Origin of the sequence: Azoarcus sp. DN11 (assembly GCF_003628555.1) — a bacterium.
Lineage (GTDB): Bacteria > Pseudomonadota > Gammaproteobacteria > Burkholderiales > Rhodocyclaceae > Aromatoleum.
Window position 1 is genome coordinate 4,508,182 of sequence record NZ_CP021731.1, and the last position, 20,584, is coordinate 4,528,765.

A 20,584-nucleotide genomic window follows, 5' to 3' on the forward strand; every position below is an offset into this window, starting at 1 on the left:
CGGGCGGCCCGGCCGCAGGACCCGGAGCGCAGCAGGGCATTCTGAAACGCAACTCAAGATGAACGCACAAGATCGACCCGTCATCCTCATCACCGGCGCCGCGCGGCGCGTCGGCGCCGACATCGCGCGCACGCTGCACGCCGGCGGCGCGGACGTGGTGCTGCACTACCGCAGTTCGTCGGCCGACGCCGAAGCGCTCGCCGCCGAGCTGAACCGCACGCGCCCCGATTCGGCCTCGACGATCCGCGCCGACCTGAAGGACGACGGCGCCCCCGAGGCGCTCGCCGATGCGCTGCTGGCGCGCCACGGCCGCCTCGACGCGCTGGTGAACAACGCCTCGAGCTTCTTCGCGACGCCGCTCGGCCGGATCGACGCGGCGGCGTGGACCGACCTCATCGGATCGAACCTCAAAGGCCCGCTGTTCCTGTCGCAGGCCCTCGCGCCGGCACTGCGCGCGGCGCGCGGCGCGATCGTGAACATCGTCGACATCCATGCTGAGCGCCCCTTGCGCCATTACCCGCTGTACTGCGCGGCGAAAGCCGGCCTGCTGGGCCTGACCCGGGCCCTGGCGATCGAGCTCGCACCCGAGGTGCGCGTGAACGGCGTATCGCCCGGTCCGGTCGACTGGCCCGAGGACGGCCAGTTCACCCCCGCCGAACGGGACGAGATCGTGCGCCACACGCTGCTGGGCCGCCCCGGCAGCCCGGCCGACATCGCCCGCACGGTGCGCTTCCTGCTGCTCGACGCGCCCTACGTCACCGGGCAGATCCTCGCCGTCGACGGTGGCCGCAGCGCGCATCTCTGATCTGATGCACTCTGCCGAAAGGTATAATTCCGCTCGTTTTTGTCGCAGGATTCCGCCGTGAACGCCCCCACTGCTGCCACCGAGGCAGTCCTTTCGCCCGCCGACGCCCTCCCCGGCGCCCCCGCCGACGCGCGTTTCTCCAACACCTTCCTGCGCCTGAAGAAGAAGCTCGAACGCAGCGTCGGCAAGGCGATCGCCGACTTCAACATGATCGGCGAAGGCGACACCGTGCTCGTGTGCGTGTCCGGCGGCAAGGACTCCTACACGCTACTGTCCTGCCTGATGGCGCTGCGCGAGCGCGCGCCGGTCGATTTCCGCATCGTCGCGATGAACCTCGACCAGAAGCAGCCGGGCTTCCCCGCCGACGTGCTGCCGGGCTACTTCGAGTCGATCGGCATCGAGTACCGCATCGTCACCGAAGACACCTACTCGATCGTCAAGGACAAGATCCCCGAGGGCAAGACGACCTGCTCGCTGTGCTCGCGCCTGCGCCGCGGCATCATCTACCGCGTCGCGAAGGAGATCGGCGCCACCCGCATCGCGCTCGGCCACCACCGCGACGACATGATCGAGACGCTCTTCCTCAACATGTTCTTCGGCGGCAAGCTGAAGTCGATGCCCCCGAAGCTCGTCAGCGACAACGGCGAGCACGTCGTGATCCGGCCGCTCGCCTACTGCACCGAGAACGACATCGCCCGCTTCGCGCGTACGATGGACTTCCCGATCATCCCGTGCAACCTGTGCGGCTCGCAGGAGAACGCACAGCGGAAACAGATCAAGAACATGCTGCAGGCGTGGGGACGCGAGTTCCCGGGGCGCATCGAGTCGATCGCGACCGCGATGAGCCAGGTCGTGCCCTCGCACCTCGCGGACAACGGGCTGTTCGACTTCCGCGGCCTGACGCGCGACACGCCGGTCGCCGAAGGCGACATCGCCTTCGATCGTCCCGAGCTGCCGCTCAAGAACAACGTCATTTCCATCATGAGCGAATTCACGGACGAGGGCTGAGCGCCGATGACGCTGGCTTGCGCCGCCGGTGCCAGTTGACGACCTTCTTCCGGCCCGGAGAATACCCCTCAGCATCGTCCCGGCGGCCCCGCCGCCGGGACGCAACAGCAAGGAAACCCAGGTCATGGCCCAGCCGAACAAGGTGTGCGTCCTCGTCGCCGAGATCCCCGGAGTAGATCGGCTCACCGACGCCCTGGACGCCGCAGAAGCGCAACACGCGCTGGAACGCTGCCTGAATCGCATCGACCGCGCGATCGACGCGAAAGGCGGCACGGCGCTGCGCCGCGGCACGGCACGCATCCGCGCCATGTTTCCGCGCCCCGACGATGCCATTTTCGCCAGTTGCGAAATGCTCGAGCGCGTGCAGAGCCTGCCGCCGCTGCGCGGCCAGCGCATGACGATCTGCGTCGGCCTGCATTTCGGTGCGGACGAATCGGGCGAAGCCGAACTCGGCGCGATGCGCCTCGCCGAAGTCGCCAAGCCGGGGCACGCGCTGGCGAGCGACGCCGTCGTCGCGCAGTTGTCTGCGGCATCGCGCCAGTTCCTCGCCCCCACGCCGTCACGCAATCCCGCCCTCGCCGGGCTGGGCTTCACCGCCTTCGCGGTCGCGCGCCAACCGGCCGGCCAGGCCTCGGTGCCGGTCGAGCGGCCGTTCATGCAGCGCGCGTGCGTCCGCCACCACGGGGACACGCTGTTCGTCGACGAATCGCGGCCGGTCGTGCTGTTCGGCCGCGAGCTGGGCAACGACGTCGTGATCGCCGACCCGCGCGCCTCGCGCCAGCACGCGCGCATCGAGCGCCGGCGCGAGGGCTTCGTGCTGATCGACCAGAGCACCAACGGCACCTACTTCGCCGAGGACGGCGGCGCCGAGCGTTGCATCAAGGGGGAGGAGATCGTGCTCGCGGGCAGCGGCCGCATCGGCTGCGGCTTCATTGCGAACGACGCCGAGCGCGAGCTGGTGTTCATCGAGATCGTGTAAGCGCCCCGCCTAGGCCGCGGACGCCCCCCGGCGCGCGGCACCTCAGATGGACTTCCTTGCCCTGATCGACCCCGGCCCCGACGCCGGGCTGGCCGCCCTCTTCCTGTCGAGCTTCCTGTCCGCGACGCTGCTGCCGGGCGGCTCCGAGCTGGTCCTCGCCGGCGTGCTGAAGCTGCGCCCCGAGCAGCTCGCACCCGCGCTCGCGCTCGCGACGCTCGGCAACACGCTGGGCGGCATGAGCACCTGGGGCCTCGCACGCCTGCTGCCGCAACGCGCCGACACCACCCGTCTCGACTGGGTGCGCCGTCACGGCGCGCCGGTGCTGCTGCTGTCGTGGGCGCCCGTCGTCGGCGACGCGCTGTGCGCCGCCGCCGGCTGGCTGCGCCTCGCCTGGCTGCCCTGCCTGCTGTGGATGGGGCTCGGCAAGCTGCTACGCTACGCGCTGATCGCCTTTTCCGTCACCTGAAGCCCCACTTTTCATCATGAACATCCAGCGCCACGGCACCACCGCCCGTTATTCCGACATCGTCATTCACAACGGCACCGCCTGGATCGTCGAAGTCCCCGCCAGCGAGGACGCCGACGCCGCCACGCAGACGCGCGAGATCCTCGCAAGCCTCGACCGCCTGCTCGCCCAGGCCGGCAGCGCCCGCGACCGCCTGCTGTCGGCGACGATCTACCTCACCGACATGGCCGACTACGACGCGATGAACGCCGCGTGGGACGCGTGGCTGCCCGCCGGCACGGCCCCGTCGCGCGCCTGCGTGCAGGTCGCCGCGCTCGCGCGTCCCGGCTGGCGCGTCGAAATCGCCCTCGTCGCGGCGGCGTCGCCGCGGAACTGAATCTTCCTTGCCTGCGCCTGTCTCATCCACGCCGACACCCCGCAAAATCAAGCCCCTACAGGCTTAAAGGGCTTAAAGAAGCCTTCTATTGCACCGCAGTAAGTTACAATTTGCGGTTCACTGCCGTCCGGTACCGGAACATCTCATGACCCAACGCCTGCGCGAGATTCCCTACAACTACACGTCGTTCTCCGACCGCGAGATCGTCATCCGCCTGCTCGGCGACGAGGCGTGGCAGGCGCTGAACGCGCTGCGCGAGGAACGCGTGACCGGACGGTCGGCGCGGATGCTGTACGAAGTACTGGGCGACATCTGGGTCGTGCAGCGCAACCCCTACCTGCAGGACGATCTCCTCGAAAACCCCGAGCGGCGCAACGCGCTGATCGAGGCGCTGCGCCACCGGCTGGGCGAAGTCGAGAAACGCCGCGAGGAGAGCGCAGGTGACGACCCAGAACGCAGCGGGAAGGTCGCGAGCCTCGTCGTCGTCGCACACGCTGCCGTCGACCGCTTCGCCGCCTTCTTCACCGACACCGCGGCGCTGCGCCGGAAGACGCTGAAGGCGCTCACCCGCCACACCCGGCGCGACAACATCTGCTTCGACGGCCACGCACGCGTCTCGCACGTCACCGACGCGACCGACTGGCGCGTCGAATACCCCTTCGTCGTCCTCTACCCGGACACCGAGGAGGAGATGGCGCCGCTCGTGAAGAGCTGCATCGAGCTGGGCCTCACGATCATCCCGCGCGGCGGCGGCACCGGCTACACCGGCGGCGCCGTGCCGCTCGATGCGCGCTCGGCGGTGATCAACACCGAAAAGCTGATCGACCTCGGCACGGTCGAGGAAACGCTGCTGCCCGGCCTCGACGGCCGGCCGTCGCTGCCCTACATGACGATCCGCACCGGCGCGGGCGTCGTCACCGAACGCGTGTCGGAAGCCGCGGGCCTTGCGGGGCGCGTGTTCGCCGTCGACCCGACCTCGGCCAGCGCCTCGTGCATCGGCGGCAACATCGCGATGAACGCGGGCGGCAAGAAGGCCGTGCTGTGGGGCACGGCGCTCGACAACCTGGCGTGGTGGAAGATGGTCACGCCGGACGGCAACTGGCTCGAAGTCGAACGCCTGGACCACAACTTCGGCAAGATCCACGACCAGGAGACGGTGCATTTCCGCCTGCGCCGCTTCGACGCGAAGAGCTACGCGCTGCTGGGCGAAGAGACCCTGACGATGCCCGGCGCCTCGTGCCGCAAGACCGGCCTGGGCAAGGACGTCACCGACAAGTTCCTCGGCGGCGTGCCGGGCGTGCAGAAGGAAGGCACGGACGGCCTGATCGTCGCGGCGCGCTGGGTGCTGCACAAGATGCCGCCGGTCACCCGCACGGTGTGCCTGGAATTCTTCGGCCAGGTGCGCGAAGCCGTGCCGGCGATCGTCGAGATCACCGACTGGTTCAAGCCCGGCGCCGAAGGCAACCGCCTCGGCGTGCAGCTCGCCGGCCTCGAGCACCTCGACGAACGCTACGTGAAGGCGGTCGGCTACACCACCAAGGCGAAGCGCCACGGCCGCCCGAAGATGGTGCTGATCGGCGACATCGTCGGCCACGACGAGGCGTCGGTGATGACCGCAGCATCGGAAGTGGTGCGCATGTGCAACGTGCGCGCCGCCGAAGGCTTCATCGCGGTGAGCCCGGACCAGCGGAAGCGCTTCTGGCTCGACCGCTCGCGCACCGCCGCGATCTCGCGCCACACCAACGCGTTCAAGGTGAACGAGGACGTGGTGATCCCGCTGCCGCGCATGGGCGACTACTGCGACGGCATCGAGCGCATCAACATCGAGCTGTCGACGCAGAACAAGCTCGAACTGTGCGATGCGCTGTCCGAGTTCCTGCAGGGCGAGCTCCCGCTGCACCAGGGGGACGCGAACCTCTCCAGCGACGAACTCATCGGCGATCGCCGCCAGGCCGCGCTCGACTACATCGCGAGCGTGCGCCGCCGCTGGCAGTGGCTGCTCGACCACCTCGACCTGCCGCTCGCCGACGCCGAGGCACAGTTCGCCGAATACGGCGTGCACGCGGGCGAGCTGACGAACCGCGCCGCGAACCCGAAGCTCTTCCACCGCCTGCAGGACTACTCGGTGCGCACCTCGTGGAAGAGCGAGCTCAAGCCGCGCCTCGACAAGATCTTCGACGGCGTCGTGTTCCGCCCCGTGCTCGCGCGCATCGAGGAGGTGCACAAGGAAGTGCTGCGCGGCCGCGTCTTCGTCGCGCTGCACATGCACGCCGGCGACGGCAACGTGCACACCAACATCCCGGTCAACTCCGACCACTACGACATGCTGCAGACCGCCAACCGCGCGGTCGACCGCATCATGGCGCTCGCGCGCTCGCTCGACGGCGTGATCTCGGGTGAGCATGGCATCGGCATCACCAAGCTCGACTACCTCACCGACGAGGAGATGGCCAACTTCTGGGCCTACAAGCGGAAGGTCGACCCCGAGGGCCGCTTCAACCGCGGCAAACTCCTGCGCGGCGGCAACCTTGGCAACGCCTACACGCCCAGCTTCAACCTGATGGGCCACGAATCGCTGATCATGGAGCAGACCGAGATCGGCGACATCGCCTACGACATCAAGGACTGCCTGCGCTGCGGCAAGTGCAAGCCGGTGTGCTCGACGCACGTGCCGCGCGCGAACCTGCTGTACAGCCCGCGCAACAAGATCCTCAGCACCTCGCTGCTGATCGAGGCCTTCCTGTACGAGGAGCAGACGCGCCGCGGCGTGTCGCTCGCGCACTGGGCCGAGTTCGAGGACGTCGCCGACCACTGCACGGTGTGCCACAAGTGCGAGAAGCCCTGCCCGGTCGATATCGACTTCGGCGACGTGTCGATCAAGATGCGCAACCTCCTCCGGAAGCAGGGCAAGAAGAGCTTCAACCCCGGCAAGGCCGCGGCGATGGCCTTCCTGACTGCGAAGGACCCGGCGACGATCAAGCTGATCCGCGCGGGGATGATCGACCTCGGCTACAAGGCGCAGCGTTTCGCGCACACGATCGGCAAATCGCTCGGCCTGATCCAGCAGCAGGTGAAGGCACCGCCCGCGACCCTGCACAAGGCGCCGGTGCGCGCTCAGGTGATCCACTTCATCAACAAGCCGATGCCCGGCAACCTGCCCAAGCGCACCAGCCGCGCGCTGCTCGACATCGAGGACGACAAGGTCATCCCGGTGATCCGCAACCCGCAGGTGAAGCGCGACGAGTCGGAAGCCGTGTTCTACTTCCCCGGCTGCGGCTCGGAGCGCCTCTTCAGCCAGGTGGGCCTGGCGACGCAGGCGATGCTGTACCAGGTCGGCACGACGACCGTGCTGCCGCCCGGGTATCTGTGCTGCGGCTACCCGCAGACCGCGGCCGGCGAGGAGGACAAGGGCCAGCAGATCACGACCGACAACCGCGTGCTCTTCCACCGCGTCGCCAACACGCTGAACTACCTCGACATCAAGACCGTGATCGTGTCCTGCGGCACCTGCATGGACCAGCTGCAGAAGTACCAGTTCGAGAAGATCTTCCCCGGCTGCCGCCTGCTCGACATCCACGAGTACCTGATGGAGAAGGGCGTCAAGCTCGAAGGCATCACCGGCACCAAGTACATGTACCACGAGCCCTGCCACACGCCGATGAAGGTGCATTCGGGCATCAAGGTCGCGAACGAGCTGATGGGCACGCGCGTTGATCTGAGCGACCGCTGCTGCGGCGAATCGGGCACGCTCGCAGTCGCCCGCCCCGACATCTCGACCCAGGTGCGCTTCCGCAAGCAGCATGAGATCGAGAAGGGCGCCGCGGCCCTGCGCGACGGTGGCCACGATCCGGTCAAGATCCTGACCTCCTGCCCCTCGTGCCTGCAGGGCCTGACCCGCTACGCAAACGACGCAGGCGGCGTCGACGCGGACTACATCGTCGTCGAGATCGCCAAGCACATCCTCGGCGACAACTGGATGCCGGACTACGTGCAGCACGCCAACAACGGCGGCATCGAGCGGGTGCTGCTGTAAGGGGTATTCCCCGCGCCCCCGCTAATCCTCCAGCGGCCGCTCCGGATGCAGCCGTCGCCACAACTCCGGCATCGCCTCGGCGGCGCGCAGGCGCAGGCGGTGCGTAACGATGCTGCTGACTTCGGTGTCGCCGGGGTTGATCTCGACGCTGGGCACGCCGACCTCGCGCGCCCACCATACCGGCCCCGAGATATAGGGGAAGACGCTCGTAGTGCCGATCGAGACGATCAGGTCGACGCCGGCCGCGATCAGCGTCTCGAGCCGGCGCAGACCCTCCTCGGGCAGCATCTCGCCGAACAGCACGACGTCGGGCCGCAGCACGCCGCCGCACTTCGGGCACGGGGGCGGCAGCTGCAGGCCGGCGTAGTCGGTGACGCTGCGCTGGTGCTTGCACTCCATGCAGCGCAGGTGATGCACGGTGCCGTGGATTTCGATCAGGTTGCGCGAGCCGGCGTCGCGGTGCAGGCCGTCGACGTTCTGCGTGAGCACCCACACGCCGGGCTTCTCGTGCTCCAGCGCGGCGATGATGCGGTGCGCGATGTTGGGCTGCGCGCCGCGGCAGTTGGCCTCGATCTGCGCGATGTACTTCCACGCGATGTCGGGACGGCGGCTCATCATTTCACCCGACAGCGCCTTCTCGATCGTCAGCCCTTCGTCGGTGAGGCGCTCGTGGTACAGCCCGCCGATGCCGCGGTAGGTCGGCAGGCCGGAGTCGGCCGACATGCCGGCACCGGTGATGAAGAGGATGCGCCCGGCGTCGGCGATGAGCTGCGCGACGCGGTCGAGGGTTTCGGCTTCGGCGACGCTCATGCTTTCGCCACCTCGACGAGGCAGTCGTAGAACGTCGGTCCGCCGCCGATGTCGGTCAGCGCGGGCGAGGTCACCGCGTTGGCGTTCTCACCGTCACCCGAGAGCTTGCGCCACCACACCGACGGGCACACGACGACGCCCGGGCGCACGCGCTCGGTGACGACCGCCTGCGCATGGAAGGCGCCGCGGTCGTTGAAGATGCGCAGGCGCTCGCCCGCGGAGATGCCGCGCTGCGCCGCGTCGTCGGGATGGAGCTCGAGCTTCGGTCCGCCCTCCTGCTCGCGAAAGCGCGGCAGGTTGGCGAAGCTGCTGTTGAGGAAGTTGCGCGCCGGCGGCGAGATCATCGCCAGCGGATAGCGCGCGGCGAGCGCGGGATTGCTCACCGGCGACTCGTGCGGCGGCACCCAGTTCGGCAGCGGGTCGAAGCCGTCCCGCGCGAGCGACTCCGACCGGAACTCGCACTTGCCCGAAGGCGTCGGGAAGTTGCCCTGCGCGAAGGGCGCGAAAGGGCGCGGCAGGTTCAGCCGCACCCAGCCCTTTGCGCGCAGCGTCGCCGGGTCCAGGCTCAGCGCGCGGTTGTCGCGCCGATTGAACGCCTGCGCGGTGATCTCGTCGTCGGACTCGCACAGCGCCGCGTCGGTGAAGCCGAGCCGCGCGGCGAGCAGGCGGAACACCTCGCTGTTGGGCTTCGCCTCGCCCAGCGGCGCGATCGCCGGCTCGTTCGTCAGCGCGTACAGGTGGCCGTAGGCCTTGTGCACGTCGCGGTGTTCGAGCTGGCTGGTCGCGGGCAGCAGGATGTCGGCGTAATCGGCGGTGTCGGTCTGGAAGAGCTCGTGCACGACGCAGAAGAGATCCTCGCGCGCAAAACTTTCGCGCACGCGCGTGCCGTTCGGGAGACCCGCCACGGGGTTGGAGTTGTACACGTACAGCGCGCGGATCGGCGGGTCGTCCGCCGTGAGGAGCGCATCGCCGAGCGTCGCCATGTTGATCGTGCGCGGCGGGCGGGCGTGGTGCGCCGCATAGAGATCCGGGCGTTCCAGCGCCTGCTGGTCGACCGGGAAGTTGCCCGAAGTAGATAGCAGCGCGCCGCCCGCCGGATGGCGCCACGCACCGGTAAGCGCGGGCAGACAGGCGATATTGCGCATCACGCTCGCGCCGCCGGCGCAGCGGTTGAGGCCGTAGTTCAAGCGGATCGCCGCCGGCTTCGTGGCACCATACTCGCGCGCGAGGCCGCGGATCGCGGCGGCCGGCAGGCCCGTCGGCGGCGCCGCCCATTCCGGCGTGAAATCCTTGACGCGTTCGGCGAGCGCGTCGAAACCCACGGTGTGCGCAGTGATGTAGTCGCGGTCGATCAGGCCGTCGGCGATCAGCACCTGCATCATCGCGAGCGCCAGCGCGCCGTCGGTGCCGGGCCAGGGCGCGAGGTGCAGGTCGCACTTCTCCGCCGTCGGCGAGCGCCGCGGGTCGATGCACACGAGCTTCGCGCCGCGCCGCTTCGCCTCCTGGATGTAGCGCCAGCCGTGCAGGTTCGAGACGACCGGGTTGCCGCCCCAGATGAGGATCAGCTTGGCGTCGACGATCGCCTCGGGGTCCATGCCCACCGAAGCGCCCATCGTCGCCTTCCAGCCCGCCGCGCCGGCCGAGGCGCAGATCGTGCGATCGAGCAGCGACGCGCCGAGGCGGTGGAAGAAGCGGCGGTCCATGCTCTCACCCTGCACCAGGCCCATCGTGCCGGCGTAGCTGTAGGGCAGGATCGCGCGCGGGTCGTCGGCCGCAATGGCGGCGAATTTTTCCGCGATGGTGTCGAGCGCCTCGTCCCACGAGATGCGCTCGAAGCGTCCCTCGCCCTTACGCCCGACGCGCTTCATCGGGTGCCGCAGGCGCTGGTCGGAATACACGCGTTCGAGGTAGTGCGCGACCTTGGTGCACAGCGCGCCGTTGGTGAACGGCAGGTCGTCGGCGCCGCGGATTTTCACCGCGCGGCCGTCCTCGACGGTGACCTCCATCGCGCAGGTGTCGGGACAGTCGTGCGGACAGGCGGCGCGGACGACCTTGCTGACAGCATTGCTCATGACCACTCCTGAATCACCACGGACCGCGCGAACGCATGCCGGCCCACAACCCTCGCGAACGGCAATCCCTGCATTCCGCCCGCCCACCGGCCGGACGTGGCCGGCCTTCCGGCACGCTCAGCGCTTCGCGGCCGCGCTGCTCAGTTCGAGATAGCGGGCACGATCGGCTTCGAAGCGAGCGCGCGTCGCTTCGAGTGCGCGCGTCCTTTCCTCGATGGTCCGGTTGTGCGACGCGAGTTCGCTGTCGATCGAACGCAGGTTGGCCGCGAGGTCACGCGGCAGGTCGCGTCCCTTGAAGAGCTCGGCGTCCTTCTCGAAGCGCAGGCGCTTCGAGCGCAACTCCTTGTCGCGCTTGCGCGCCTCGTCGATGGCACGCTGGATGTCGGCGACCTCGCGATCGCGGCGGCGGTCGAGGTCATCGACGCTCGGGTAAGTCTCCAGCAAGGCCTGATCGAAGCGGCGCTGCTGGGCGTGACGCGCCTCGTCGTCCTGCCTCTGCCGCTCCGCCGCGTTGCGCCGGGAGATTTCGTCCGCACTCAGGGGCGCGGCGATTTGCCGCTTGATCGTGCCCTGCGGCCCCATCTCGCGATACGAGCGGCCGTAGCACGCCTGCGGCAGCACGTCGCCGCACTGGCGCCGGCCGTCGGCGTCCTCGCAGCAATACACCTTCGCCCCCGCCGTGTTCGCCAGCGTCAGGCCCAGCAGAAGTGCCGCGAGGACTTCAAGACTGCGTCGCGATGCCATACATCTTCCGGTACGCCTGCACGGCGTCGAGGTTGGCGGCGAGGTCCGGGCTGTCGCCGAGGTAGCCGATCAGGTCTTCCAGCGTCGCGACGGCAACGACCGGGATGCCGAAGGATTCGCGCACTTCCTGCACCGCCGATTTCTCGCCCTTGCCGCGCTCCATGCGGTCGAGCGCGATGACGACGCCGGCCGGCTCGGCGCCCGCGCCGCGGATGATGTCCACCGACTCGCGCACCGAGGTGCCGGCCGAGATCACGTCATCGAGGATCAGCACGCGCCCCTCGAGCGGCGCCCCGACGAGGGTGCCGCCTTCGCCGTGGTCCTTGGCCTCCTTGCGGTTGAACGCGAAGGGCAGGCTCACGCCCTGCTCGGCGAGGCGGATCGCGACGCCCGCAACCAGCGGGATGCCCTTGTAGGCCGGCCCGAAGAGCATGTCGCACGGCACGCCCGCGGCCACGATCGCGCGTGCATAAAAGCCGCACAGTTCGCGGAACGAGGCGCCGTCGTCGAACAGCCCGGCGTTGAAGAAATACGGCGAGTTGCGCCCCGCCTTGGTCACGAAGGACCCGAATCGCAGCACGCCCTTGTCGCAGGCCAGCGCGATGAAATCCCGGCTAAAATCCACGCTTTACATCCAGTTCAGGGTATCCGGCAGAATGTTACGCATCATCACCCTAAACCTCAACGGCATCCGCTCGGCGACGACCAAAGGCTTCCTCGACTGGCTCGCCGGGCAGGATGCGGACATCGTCTGCCTGCAGGAGCTGAAGGCACAGGCGGGCGACCTGAGCGAGGCGATGCGCGCGCCGGCCGGCTACACCGGCTATTTCCACCACGCGGAAAAGAAAGGTTACAGCGGCGTGGGCCTGTACGCACGGCGCACGCCCGACCGCATCGTCGAAGGCCTCGGGATTGCCGACATCGACGCCGAGGGACGCTTCCTGCAGCTCGATTTCGGCCCACTGTCGGTGGTGTCGCTGTACCTGCCCTCGGGATCGAGTTCCGAGGAGCGCCAGCAGATCAAGTTCAGCTTCATGGAACGCTTCCTGCCGCACATGGAGCGGCTCCACGCGAGCGGCCGCGAGGTCGTGATCTGCGGCGACTGGAACATCGCGCACCAGGAAATCGACCTCAGGAACTGGAAATCGAACCAGAAGAACTCCGGCTTCCTGCCCGAGGAGCGTGCGTGGATGACGCAGGTGCTCAACGGGCAGGGCTGGGTCGACGTCTACCGGCGCCTGTACCCGGACACGACCGACGCCTGCTACACGTGGTGGTCGAACCGCGGCCAGGCCTGGGCGAAGAACGTGGGCTGGCGCCTCGACTACCAGCTCGCGACGCAGGCCTTTGCCGCGACGGCGCGCGAGGCGCGGGTCTACAAGGATCAGCGCTTCTCCGACCACGCGCCGCTGATCATCGACTACGATTGGACCGTCTGAGGCCCGCCCGAGGCCGGTCGACCACCGTCCGGTCGCTGCGCCACCCGGTCACGGCGCTACGCCTTTAGCATTTGCCTTCGGGCATGAATGGGATTAGCCTGATTCCGAGCCTGAGCACGCGCGCCATGCCGTGCTGCCATCCACATACGGAGGTTGAAGAATGTCCAACAACGCCGACATTTCCCGCGACAAGCTCCTTTCCGACTTCAAGGTGGTGATCAGCGACGCCGAGGAGTTGCTGAAGCTGACCGCCGGCCAGGCAGGCGACAAGCTCGGCGAGGTCCGCAACCGCCTGGGCGACCGCATGCTGGCGGCCAAGGACCGCATTGCCGACATGGAGGCCGCAGCGGTGGAGCGGGCCAAGAAGGTTGCCCACGCGACCGACGACTACGTGCAGAAGAATCCGTGGCAGTCGGTCGGTATCGCCGCCGGCGTCGCCTTCCTGCTGGGACTGCTGGCCGGCCGTCGCTGACGCCGTGGCCGGGGAACGCAAGCAACGCCTGGCGGGGAGCCTGCGCGGCTTCCTGGATGCCGGTCTCGCGACCGCGCAGACGCGGCTGGAGTTGCTCGCCGTCGAGGCGCAGGAAGAGAAGCTGCGCCTCGCCTCCCTGCTCTTCAACATCCTGTTGAGCGCGGTGTTTCTCGGCTTCGGGGTCGTGTTCCTGGCGGTGTTCCTCACGGTCCTGTTCTGGGACGATCATCGCCTGCTCGCGCTGGGCCTGGGCGTGGTCGCCCTGCTCGCGGCGGGGGTGCTGACGGCGCGCAATGCGGCGCGCGAAATGAAGCGCGGGAGCCGGCTGTTCGCGGCGAGCCTGGGCGAGCTCGCACGCGACCGCGACGCGCTGCGGCCGCGCGAATGAATCCGCGGCAGGTCGAACTCGCGCTGAAGAAGCAGCGCCTGCAGTTCGCCGCCGAACGCCAGCGCGAAGCCTTCGTCGCCGGCCTCGAACGCGTCGAGCCCCTGCTCGATGTCGTCGACCGTGCCCGCGACCGCGCGCAGGGACTGCGCGAGCACGTGCCGCTGCTGTCCGCGCTGGCGGTCGCGCTTGCGCTCTTCCGGCCGCGCTTGGCGCTGCGCGTGGCACGCCGCGCCTGGCTCGGCTGGGTGCTGTACCGCAAGCTGGGACGCGGGGTCGAGCCGCTGCTCGGCTTCCTGCGGCGCTTCGCCGGCTGATGCCACGCGGCCGGCGGGTGCGGCTCGCACCGTGCAACGCGACGCCGTCGGGCCGGTCCAACGCAGGGACGCAGGGCAAACCCTCCGGTAGAATTCGTTCCGTTTCGAAACGACAGCAGGAGAGGCGCGATGGCGGTCGATCTGGATGAAATCATCCGCGTGCGCGAAGAGGCCGATTGCCTGGCCGACGGCGCCACGGTGAATGCGGCGCTGGACCGCATGGCGGCGGAAATCACCGCGCAGATGCGCGACAGGAACCCGATCGTGTACGTCGTGATGAACGGCGGCATGATCCTGGCAGGCCAGATCCTGCCGCGCCTGCCGTTCCCGCTCGAGCTCGCCTATCTGCACGCGACGCGCTACGGCCACGCGCTGAAGGGCGCGAACCTCGACTGGCGCATGCGGCCGACGCAGGACCTGCGCGGGCGCGCGGTGCTGGTGCTCGACGACATCCTCGACGAGGGGCACACGCTGCACGCGATCCTCGAATACCTGAAGGGCGAAGGGGCCTCGGAGGTGCGTTCGGCGGTGCTCACGCACAAGCTGCACGACCGCAAGGCCTATCCGGGCATGCGCGCGGACTTCACCGGACTGGACGTCGCCGACCGGTTCCTGTTCGGCTGCGGCATGGACTACAAGGGCTACTGGCGCAATGCGCCGGGCATCTACGCGGTGAAGGGACTCTGAGGAAGGCAACCATGCTGATCACGTTCAAGTCGGCCGCCGGCGCCGACGTCATCATGTTCGGTGACATCGCGAAGCGGCTCGTCGGAATCCTCGGCAAGGATCCGCAGGATGCGAAGGGCATCGTCACCGTCGAGCAGCTGCCCGGCGCGATCGTGCGCATGCGTACCGCGATCGATGAAGACAAGGCACTCCACAAGGCCGCTGCACAGGATGACGACGAGGACGACCCCGATCCCGAGCGCCACGGCATGGCCGCGCCGGTGAGCCTCGCGCAGCGCGCGTGGCCGCTGCTGGACCTGCTGCAGCTCGCACAGAAGGAAGGGGTGCCAGTCGTCTGGGGCGTCTGACCCGTCGCCTCGCCGAACCGTCACGGCCGGAAGACATACGACCCGAAACAATTGCCCTGCCTTATAATGAGAATTCATCTCATTCTCTTTATTACGCATGACTATGCGGCTGCCTGCGCCAAAACTGCTCAATCTCATCCAGGAGCGCCGCTACGGCGTCGAGTATCAGCCGCTCGTCGCGCTCGCCGACGGGCGCGTCATCGGCTATGAAGCGCTCGCCCGCTTCTATGCCAGCGACGGCGGCCAACTTTCACCGCAGCAGGTTTTCGACTCGCTCCACGCCAGCCCGCTGAGCCTGTTCCAGGTCGAATACGAGATGAAACGGCTGCAGCTGGCGCACGCGCCGGCGGGCGATCACCTGCTGTTCGTGAACCTCGACCCGGATGCCTTCCAGGCGGGCCTCGGCGAGGGGCCGCATCCGCTTGTCGAACTGCTGTCCGCACATCCCGGCCTCGTCATCGAAATCATCGAGAACAGCAGCATCAACGACGCCGAGATCAGCCACGCGATGACGTCGGCTTTCGCAGGGACGTCGGTCGGACTCGCGCTCGACGACATCGGCGCCCCCGCCACGATGCTGTCCCTGCCGATCTTGCTGACCGTCGGCTTCCTGAAGTTCGACCGGTCCTGGGTCTGCCATCCCGATGACAAGATGCGCTGCGCGGCGTTGAAACATCTGGTCGCCTTCGCGCACGACTGCGGCAAGCGGACGGTCCTGGAAGGCATCGAGGACGCATCGCAGCTGGAATTCGCGGCGGCGCTCGGCTTTGATTACGTGCAGGGCTTTCTCTACCGGCCGCTGTTTCACCACACCGGTTGCCTCGCTCATTGCGCTTCCGGCCCGGCTGCGGCGTCGGCGTGCCGGCCGTGCAGCCGTGCGGCCGTGTCGCTCGAGGGAGTCGCCCCGGTCGGTTGATTGGCGACGCCGCTACTGCGCGTCCGGCTGCTGCGCCGGAGCGGCGAGGCGGAAGGCGTCGAGCGTCTCGCAGGCCTCGACGATGCGCAGCACGGTCGGCATCGCATCGAGCTTCGCACCGAAGCGGCGCGCGTTGAACACCTGCGGCACGAGGCAGCAGTCGGCGACACCGGGCGTGTCGCCGTGGCAGAAGCGGCCGGTGCGCGGGTGACGCAGCATCGCCTCGACCGCCGCGAGGCCGACCTCGACCCAGTGGCGGTACCACGCGTCCCTGTGCACGTCATCGACGCCCAGCTCGCGCTTCAGGTACTGCAGCACGCGCAGGTTGTTGAGCGGGTGGATGTCGCACGCGATCGCCTGCGCAAGGGCGCGCACGCGCGCGCGACCCGGCGCATCGGCGGGCAGCAGCGGCGGATGCGGATGCGTCTCGTCGAGGTATTCGATGATCGCGAGCGACTGCGTCAGCAGCTGGCCGTCGTCGTCGAGCGCGGGCACGAGTCCGGCGGGGTTCAGCGCGAGGTATTCCGGCGGTGCTGACCGCCGTCCTTCACCAGGTGGATCGGCACAGCGTCGCAGGCGAGGCCTTTCAGGTTCAAGACGATGCGCACGCGGAACGCGGCGGAGCTGCGGAAATAGGTGTAGAGCTTCATGCGCCGACCTGGCGGGTGATCGTTCAGCGGGCGGGCGGCATGACCTGGTCGCGCGCGATCTTCATCGCCTCACGCAGCACCGAGATGTCGCCGATGTGGTTCGCCAGCAGCAGGATCAGGCTGGCATTCGCCATCGCGCTCTGCTCGTCCGTGAGGTCGCGATGCAGGTCGATGAGGACTTCGTAGAAGTCGTCGCCGGGGCTGAATGCGTGGAAGTAGCGCTTGCCGGGGGTGAAGAAGTTCGGGTCGGTATTGAGGCTCATGGTGGCGTCCCTAAGGCGTTGCAGGTGGCGCGGGCGAGCGCGGCGCGCACGCGTGCGGAGTCGAAACCGCGCCAGCGCGCAGCGACGTGCTGGTCGGGGCGGATCAGGTAGGTGGTACCGGGCTTGAGGTCGTAGCGCTCGCGGATCCGCCCCTTCGCGTCGAGCAGCGTCTTCAGCCCGCCCGGCGCCGTGCCGCGCTCGGCGACGACGAGTGTCTCGACCGGAATCGCGCCTTCGGCGAGCGCCGCGAACGCCGCGGCGGTGGCGACATCGACATCCGCCGCGTCCGGCATGCCGTACAGCAGCTGGAAGCGATTGCCCGCCGCCTGCAGCAGCCACCGCTCGCCACCGGCGCTCTCGATGGGCGCATCGTCCATCGGCGCGCCGGGCACCATGTTGCCGGCGAAGACTTCCGCGTCGGGCGTGTTGAGGCGCGACGCAGTGAGGACGCTCGGCACCGACAGCCGCCCGGAATTCACCAGCGCGCGCGCGAAGGGGTAGTCCTTCGCGAGGCCCAGCACGGCGTTGCGGAAGATCCGGCTGATGGCGCTCTTCGGCGTGATGAAATCGGTCGAACGCGTCGAGTTCATGATGTTCTCGTCGGCGGCGACGACGCGCTCCTCGGAGTAGGAGTCGAGAAGCCGCTCCGGCGCGCTGCCGTCCAGCACGAGCTTGAGCTTCCACACGAGGTTGTCGCTGTCCTGGATGCCGGAGTTCGCGCCGCGCGCGCCGAAGGGCGACACCTGGTGCGCGGCGTCGCCGGTGAAGAGGAGCCGCCCGTGGCGGAATTCGTGCATGCGGCGGCACTGGAAGGTGTAGACGCTGACCCATTCGAGCTCGAACTCGCGCTGCTCGCCGAGCATCGCCCGGATGCGCGGGATCACCTTCTCGGGCTTCTTCTCCTCCTCCGGGTCGACATTCCAGCCGAGTTGGAAATCGATGCGCCACACGTTGTCGGCCTGACGGTGCAGCAGCACCGACTGGTTCGGGTGGAAGGGCGGGTCGAACCAGAACCAGCGCTCGGCCGGGTAGTCCGCCTTCATCACGACGTCGGCGATCAGGAAGCGGTCCATGAAGATCCGACCCTCGATGTCCAGCCCCATCATGTGGCGGATCGGACTGCGCGCGCCGTCGGCGACGATCAGCCAGCCGGTGTCGATGCCGTAGGCGCCGTCGGGCGTCTCGACGCGCAGGCTGACGCGCTCGCCGTGATCGGTCACGGCGATCACGTTGTTCTTCCAGCGCAGGTCGATGTTCGGCAAGGACTGCGCGCGGCGCACGAGGTATTCCTCGAGGTAGTACTGCTGCAGGTTGATCATGCCCGGGCGGTGGTGGTCCGGCTCGGGGCAGAGGTTGAAGTTGAAGACCTCCTGCTCGCGGAAGAAGGTGCGGCCGACGTTCCACGACACGCCCTTCTGCACCATCTCCTCGGCGCAGCCGAGGCGGTCCATGATCTCCAGCGCGCGCTTCGCGTAGCACACGCCGCGCGAGCCGATCGACACCGTGTCGTCGTTGTCGAGCAGCACGACCGGCACGCCGTGGATCGCGAGATCGATCGCCGCCGCGAGTCCCACGGGACCGGCGCCGACGACCACGACCGGATGGCGTCCGTCGCGGCGTTCGGCAATCTCCGGCGGGCGGCGGTACTCGAACTTCGGGTACTGGTACGAACTCAGCACGGGCGTCTCCTCCTCGATGTCGCACTTTCCGGCGTTGCCTTCTGTGGGGCGTGTCACCGGTAATTTTCTATCGCATCCGTCCTGCAGCACGCAGGGATGAATCATCCTAGATGTCAGTTTGTTAACCGTCAATTCATTTGCTATCGTTGAATTGAAAGCAGCATGCAGCGCCCCCGCTGCTGCTAAGATTCGCCCCCATGGGAGACAACAGATTGGACAACGAAACACTCGAAGAGCGCCCGAGCGGCAAGAACGCCGACCGGCGCGGCATCCAGTCGATCGAAGTCGGCGGCGCGCTGCTGCAGGCGCTGGTCCGTCATGATGCGCCGATGATCCTCAAGGATCTCGCCCGCGAGGCGGGCATGCCGCCAGCCAAGGCCCACCCCTACCTCGTGAGCTTCGGCAAGCTCGGCCTGGTCGAACAGGATCCGGTGACCGGCCGCTATGGGCTGGGCGCCTTCGCGCTGCAGATGGGCCTGTCGGCGCTGCACGGCGTGAGCCCGCTGCGGGTCGCGACGCCCGAGGCGGCGCGGCTGTCCGACGAGATCCAGCAGAACGTCGCGGTCGCCGTGTGGGGCAACCACGGCCCGACCATCGTCAGCATCGAGGAATGCAGCCGGCAGGTGCATGTGAACATGCGTGTCGGCACGGTCATGGATCTCCTCACCTCCGCCACCGGCCGCACCTTCGCCGCCTTCCTCCCCGCACGCATGACGACCGCCCTCATCGAGGACGAATTCGCCCGCCAGGCCCTCACGCGCGAACAGCTCGAGGCCGAGTTCGCCGAGATCCGCCGCGAGCGCCTCGCCCGCGCCCTCGGCAAACCGATCCCCGGCATCAACGCCTTCACCGCCCCGATCTTCGACCATAACGGCCACCTCGCGCTGGCAATCACCGCGATGGGCCCCGCGGCGAGCTTCGACCCGGCATGGGACGGCGCGGTGGCGACGAAGCTGCGCGCGTGTGCAAAGGCGATTTCGGCACGGCTGGGAAAGACAGAGCCCTGAGCGGATAGCGAACCGCGCGCTGCACCGCTCGCAGCCGTTCAACCAAGACAAGGGCATTCTTCACCGCCTCGCGGGGGGCGTGATCGCTATGATTGCGTCACGTCACCCCCGAGGCTGCAGTGAGCCAGACCGACCGCATCATCCGCATCCGCAAGTTCCTCGACGAACGGCGCTCCGTGAGCCGCCGCATGCTGCTGGAAACGCTCGAGGTCTCCCCGGCCACCCTCAAGCGCGACATCGCCTTCCTGCGCAACGTCATGAACATCCCGATCGCGTGGGCCCCCGAGCTCGGGGGCTACCGCCTCGATCCCCGCTTGACCAGCGGCGCGCAGTACGAACTGCCCGGCCTATGGTTCTCCGACAAGGAAATCCACGCGCTGCTGACGATGCAGCATCTCCTCGCCAACCTCGACCCCGGCGGGCTGCTCGCCCCGCACGTGCAACCGCTCGTCGCCCGCCTCAACAAGCTTTTGGGCGCCACCGACCATCCCGCCGACGAAATCCGCCGCCGCGTGCTGATCGTCGGCATCGGCAAGCGCAGCCTCAAGCTCGCCCACTTCGAGAACATCGGCTCCGCACTGCTGCGCCGCAAGCGCCTCGCCATCCGCTACTACGCCCGCGGCCGCGACGCCGAGACGGCGCGCGAAATCTCGCCGCAACGCCTCGTCCATTACCGCGAAAACTGGTACCTCGACGCCTGGTGCCACTTGCGCGGCGCGTTGCGCAACTTCGCCGTCGACAGCATCCGCCAGGTCGAACTCCTCGACACCGTAGCGAAAGACATCCCCAACCAGACCCTCGACACCGTCCTCGGCCCCGGCTACGGCATCTTCGCTGGCAATGAATTGCGGTGGGCGCGGCTGCGCTTCTCGGCGGAACGGGCACGCTGGGTCGCGACCGAACACTGGCACCCTCAGCAGCGCGGCGCATTCGAGGCGGATGGCAGCTACGTGCTCGAAGTGCCGTATGCCGATCACCGGGAACTGATGATGGATGTGCTGAAGCACGGGACGCATTGCGAGGTGCTGGGGCCGGAGGGGTTGCGGCGGGTGGTGGCGGCGGAGGTGGCGGGGATGGCGAAAATATATGATGAAGGAAAATCGTGAGAGGCTCATCCTGTGAGCCCGGC

23 protein-coding genes are annotated in these 20,584 nt (G+C 68.2%); 15 read left to right on the forward strand and 8 right to left on the reverse strand.

Features of this window, described 5'->3' with window-relative positions:
* Nucleotides 1-58 precede the first annotated feature (58 nt).
* The 6 genes from CDA09_RS20940 (at nt 59) to CDA09_RS20965 (ending at nt 7,667) form a co-directional block, all read left to right on the forward strand.
* Nucleotides 59-805: a pteridine reductase gene (locus CDA09_RS20940; RefSeq protein WP_121430415.1), complete on the forward strand. Its 747-nt coding sequence runs from the start codon at nt 59-61 to the stop codon at nt 803-805.
* Between the two features lie 57 nt (nt 806-862).
* Entirely contained in the window at nt 863-1,813 is a 951-nt protein-coding gene (ttcA, locus tag CDA09_RS20945; RefSeq protein ID WP_121430416.1) for a tRNA 2-thiocytidine(32) synthetase TtcA, read from the forward strand.
* 124 nt (nt 1,814-1,937) lie between these two features.
* Nucleotides 1,938-2,792, forward strand: coding sequence for an FHA domain-containing protein (locus CDA09_RS20950; protein ID WP_121430417.1), 855 nt, complete (start codon nt 1,938-1,940; stop codon nt 2,790-2,792).
* Between the two features lie 46 nt (nt 2,793-2,838).
* Nucleotides 2,839-3,258, forward strand: coding sequence for a YqaA family protein (locus CDA09_RS20955; protein ID WP_121430418.1), 420 nt, complete (start codon nt 2,839-2,841; stop codon nt 3,256-3,258).
* 16 nt (nt 3,259-3,274) lie between these two features.
* Complete coding sequence (locus tag CDA09_RS20960; RefSeq protein WP_174718466.1) at nt 3,275-3,634, forward strand: RidA family protein; 360 nt, start codon at nt 3,275-3,277, stop codon at nt 3,632-3,634.
* Nucleotides 3,635-3,779: 145 nt separating this feature from the next.
* Entirely contained in the window at nt 3,780-7,667 is a 3,888-nt protein-coding gene (locus CDA09_RS20965) for a DUF3683 domain-containing protein (RefSeq protein ID WP_121430420.1), read from the forward strand.
* 21 nt (nt 7,668-7,688) lie between these two features.
* Here CDA09_RS20965 and CDA09_RS20970 read toward each other — a convergent pair whose 3' ends face one another.
* The 4 genes from CDA09_RS20970 to pyrE all read right to left on the reverse strand — a co-directional run bounded on the left by CDA09_RS20970 (nt 7,689) and on the right by pyrE (nt 11,918).
* Nucleotides 7,689-8,477 (reverse strand): NAD-dependent deacylase, encoded by a 789-nt coding sequence (locus CDA09_RS20970; RefSeq protein WP_121430421.1) that lies wholly within the window; start codon nt 8,475-8,477, stop codon nt 7,689-7,691.
* On the reverse strand, nt 8,474-10,549 hold the full coding sequence (locus CDA09_RS20975) for a molybdopterin-containing oxidoreductase family protein (protein WP_121430422.1): 2,076 nt from the start codon (nt 10,547-10,549) through the stop codon (nt 8,474-8,476). The genes CDA09_RS20970 and CDA09_RS20975 overlap by 4 nt, the downstream gene beginning before the upstream one ends.
* A 117-nt stretch (nt 10,550-10,666) precedes the next feature.
* Complete coding sequence (locus CDA09_RS20980) at nt 10,667-11,293, reverse strand: hypothetical protein (protein ID WP_121430423.1); 627 nt, start codon at nt 11,291-11,293, stop codon at nt 10,667-10,669.
* Nucleotides 11,271-11,918: an orotate phosphoribosyltransferase gene (gene pyrE, locus CDA09_RS20985; protein WP_121430424.1), complete on the reverse strand. Its 648-nt coding sequence runs from the start codon at nt 11,916-11,918 to the stop codon at nt 11,271-11,273. Before pyrE ends, CDA09_RS20980 begins: the two co-directional genes overlap by 23 nt.
* Nucleotides 11,919-11,949: 31 nt before the next feature.
* On the opposite strand from pyrE, the gene CDA09_RS20990 reads away from it, so the two are divergent.
* From CDA09_RS20990 to CDA09_RS21020, 7 genes are all read left to right on the forward strand, one after another.
* On the forward strand, nt 11,950-12,732 hold the full coding sequence (locus CDA09_RS20990; protein ID WP_121430425.1) for an exodeoxyribonuclease III: 783 nt from the start codon (nt 11,950-11,952) through the stop codon (nt 12,730-12,732).
* Nucleotides 12,733-12,892: 160 nt separating this feature from the next.
* Nucleotides 12,893-13,204, forward strand: a complete 312-nt coding sequence (locus tag CDA09_RS20995) for an ElaB/YgaM/YqjD family protein (RefSeq protein ID WP_121430426.1) — start codon at nt 12,893-12,895, stop codon at nt 13,202-13,204.
* Between the two features lie 4 nt (nt 13,205-13,208).
* On the forward strand, nt 13,209-13,592 hold the full coding sequence (locus tag CDA09_RS21000; protein ID WP_121430427.1) for a phage holin family protein: 384 nt from the start codon (nt 13,209-13,211) through the stop codon (nt 13,590-13,592).
* Nucleotides 13,589-13,906: a YqjK family protein gene (locus tag CDA09_RS21005; protein WP_121430428.1), complete on the forward strand. Its 318-nt coding sequence runs from the start codon at nt 13,589-13,591 to the stop codon at nt 13,904-13,906. Before CDA09_RS21000 ends, CDA09_RS21005 begins: the two co-directional genes overlap by 4 nt.
* A gap of 129 nt (nt 13,907-14,035) precedes the next feature.
* The gene (locus CDA09_RS21010) at nt 14,036-14,593 is read left to right on the forward strand and encodes a hypoxanthine-guanine phosphoribosyltransferase (RefSeq protein WP_121430429.1); all 558 of its coding nucleotides are present in this window, start codon (nt 14,036-14,038) and stop codon (nt 14,591-14,593) included.
* 11 nt (nt 14,594-14,604) lie between these two features.
* Nucleotides 14,605-14,940, forward strand: coding sequence for a DUF1840 domain-containing protein (locus CDA09_RS21015; protein ID WP_121430430.1), 336 nt, complete (start codon nt 14,605-14,607; stop codon nt 14,938-14,940).
* A gap of 97 nt (nt 14,941-15,037) precedes the next feature.
* Entirely contained in the window at nt 15,038-15,856 is an 819-nt protein-coding gene (locus CDA09_RS21020; protein ID WP_121430431.1) for an EAL domain-containing protein, read from the forward strand.
* 12 nt (nt 15,857-15,868) lie between these two features.
* Here CDA09_RS21020 and maiA read toward each other — a convergent pair whose 3' ends face one another.
* The 4 genes from maiA to CDA09_RS21035 are packed head-to-tail and all read right to left on the reverse strand — an operon-like array spanning nt 15,869 to nt 18,448.
* On the reverse strand, nt 15,869-16,351 hold the full coding sequence (gene maiA / locus CDA09_RS21025) for a maleylacetoacetate isomerase (protein WP_502697079.1): 483 nt from the start codon (nt 16,349-16,351) through the stop codon (nt 15,869-15,871).
* A 14-nt stretch (nt 16,352-16,365) separates the two neighbouring features.
* A complete protein-coding gene (locus CDA09_RS23845; RefSeq protein WP_502697080.1) occupies nt 16,366-16,506 on the reverse strand; it encodes a thioredoxin domain-containing protein in 141 nt (46 codons plus the stop codon).
* A 23-nt stretch (nt 16,507-16,529) separates the two neighbouring features.
* On the reverse strand, nt 16,530-16,769 hold the full coding sequence (locus CDA09_RS21030) for a DUF2783 domain-containing protein (RefSeq protein ID WP_121430432.1): 240 nt from the start codon (nt 16,767-16,769) through the stop codon (nt 16,530-16,532).
* Nucleotides 16,766-18,448, reverse strand: coding sequence for an FAD-dependent oxidoreductase (locus CDA09_RS21035; protein WP_121430969.1), 1,683 nt, complete (start codon nt 18,446-18,448; stop codon nt 16,766-16,768). Before CDA09_RS21035 ends, CDA09_RS21030 begins: the two co-directional genes overlap by 4 nt.
* Before the next feature lie 212 nt (nt 18,449-18,660).
* On the opposite strand from CDA09_RS21035, the gene CDA09_RS21040 reads away from it, so the two are divergent.
* Nucleotides 18,661-19,455: an IclR family transcriptional regulator gene (locus CDA09_RS21040; RefSeq protein WP_286164273.1), complete on the forward strand. Its 795-nt coding sequence runs from the start codon at nt 18,661-18,663 to the stop codon at nt 19,453-19,455.
* A 119-nt stretch (nt 19,456-19,574) separates the two neighbouring features.
* Nucleotides 19,575-20,561: a helix-turn-helix transcriptional regulator gene (locus tag CDA09_RS21045; RefSeq protein WP_121430434.1), complete on the forward strand. Its 987-nt coding sequence runs from the start codon at nt 19,575-19,577 to the stop codon at nt 20,559-20,561.
* Nucleotides 20,562-20,584: the final 23 nt, after the last annotated feature.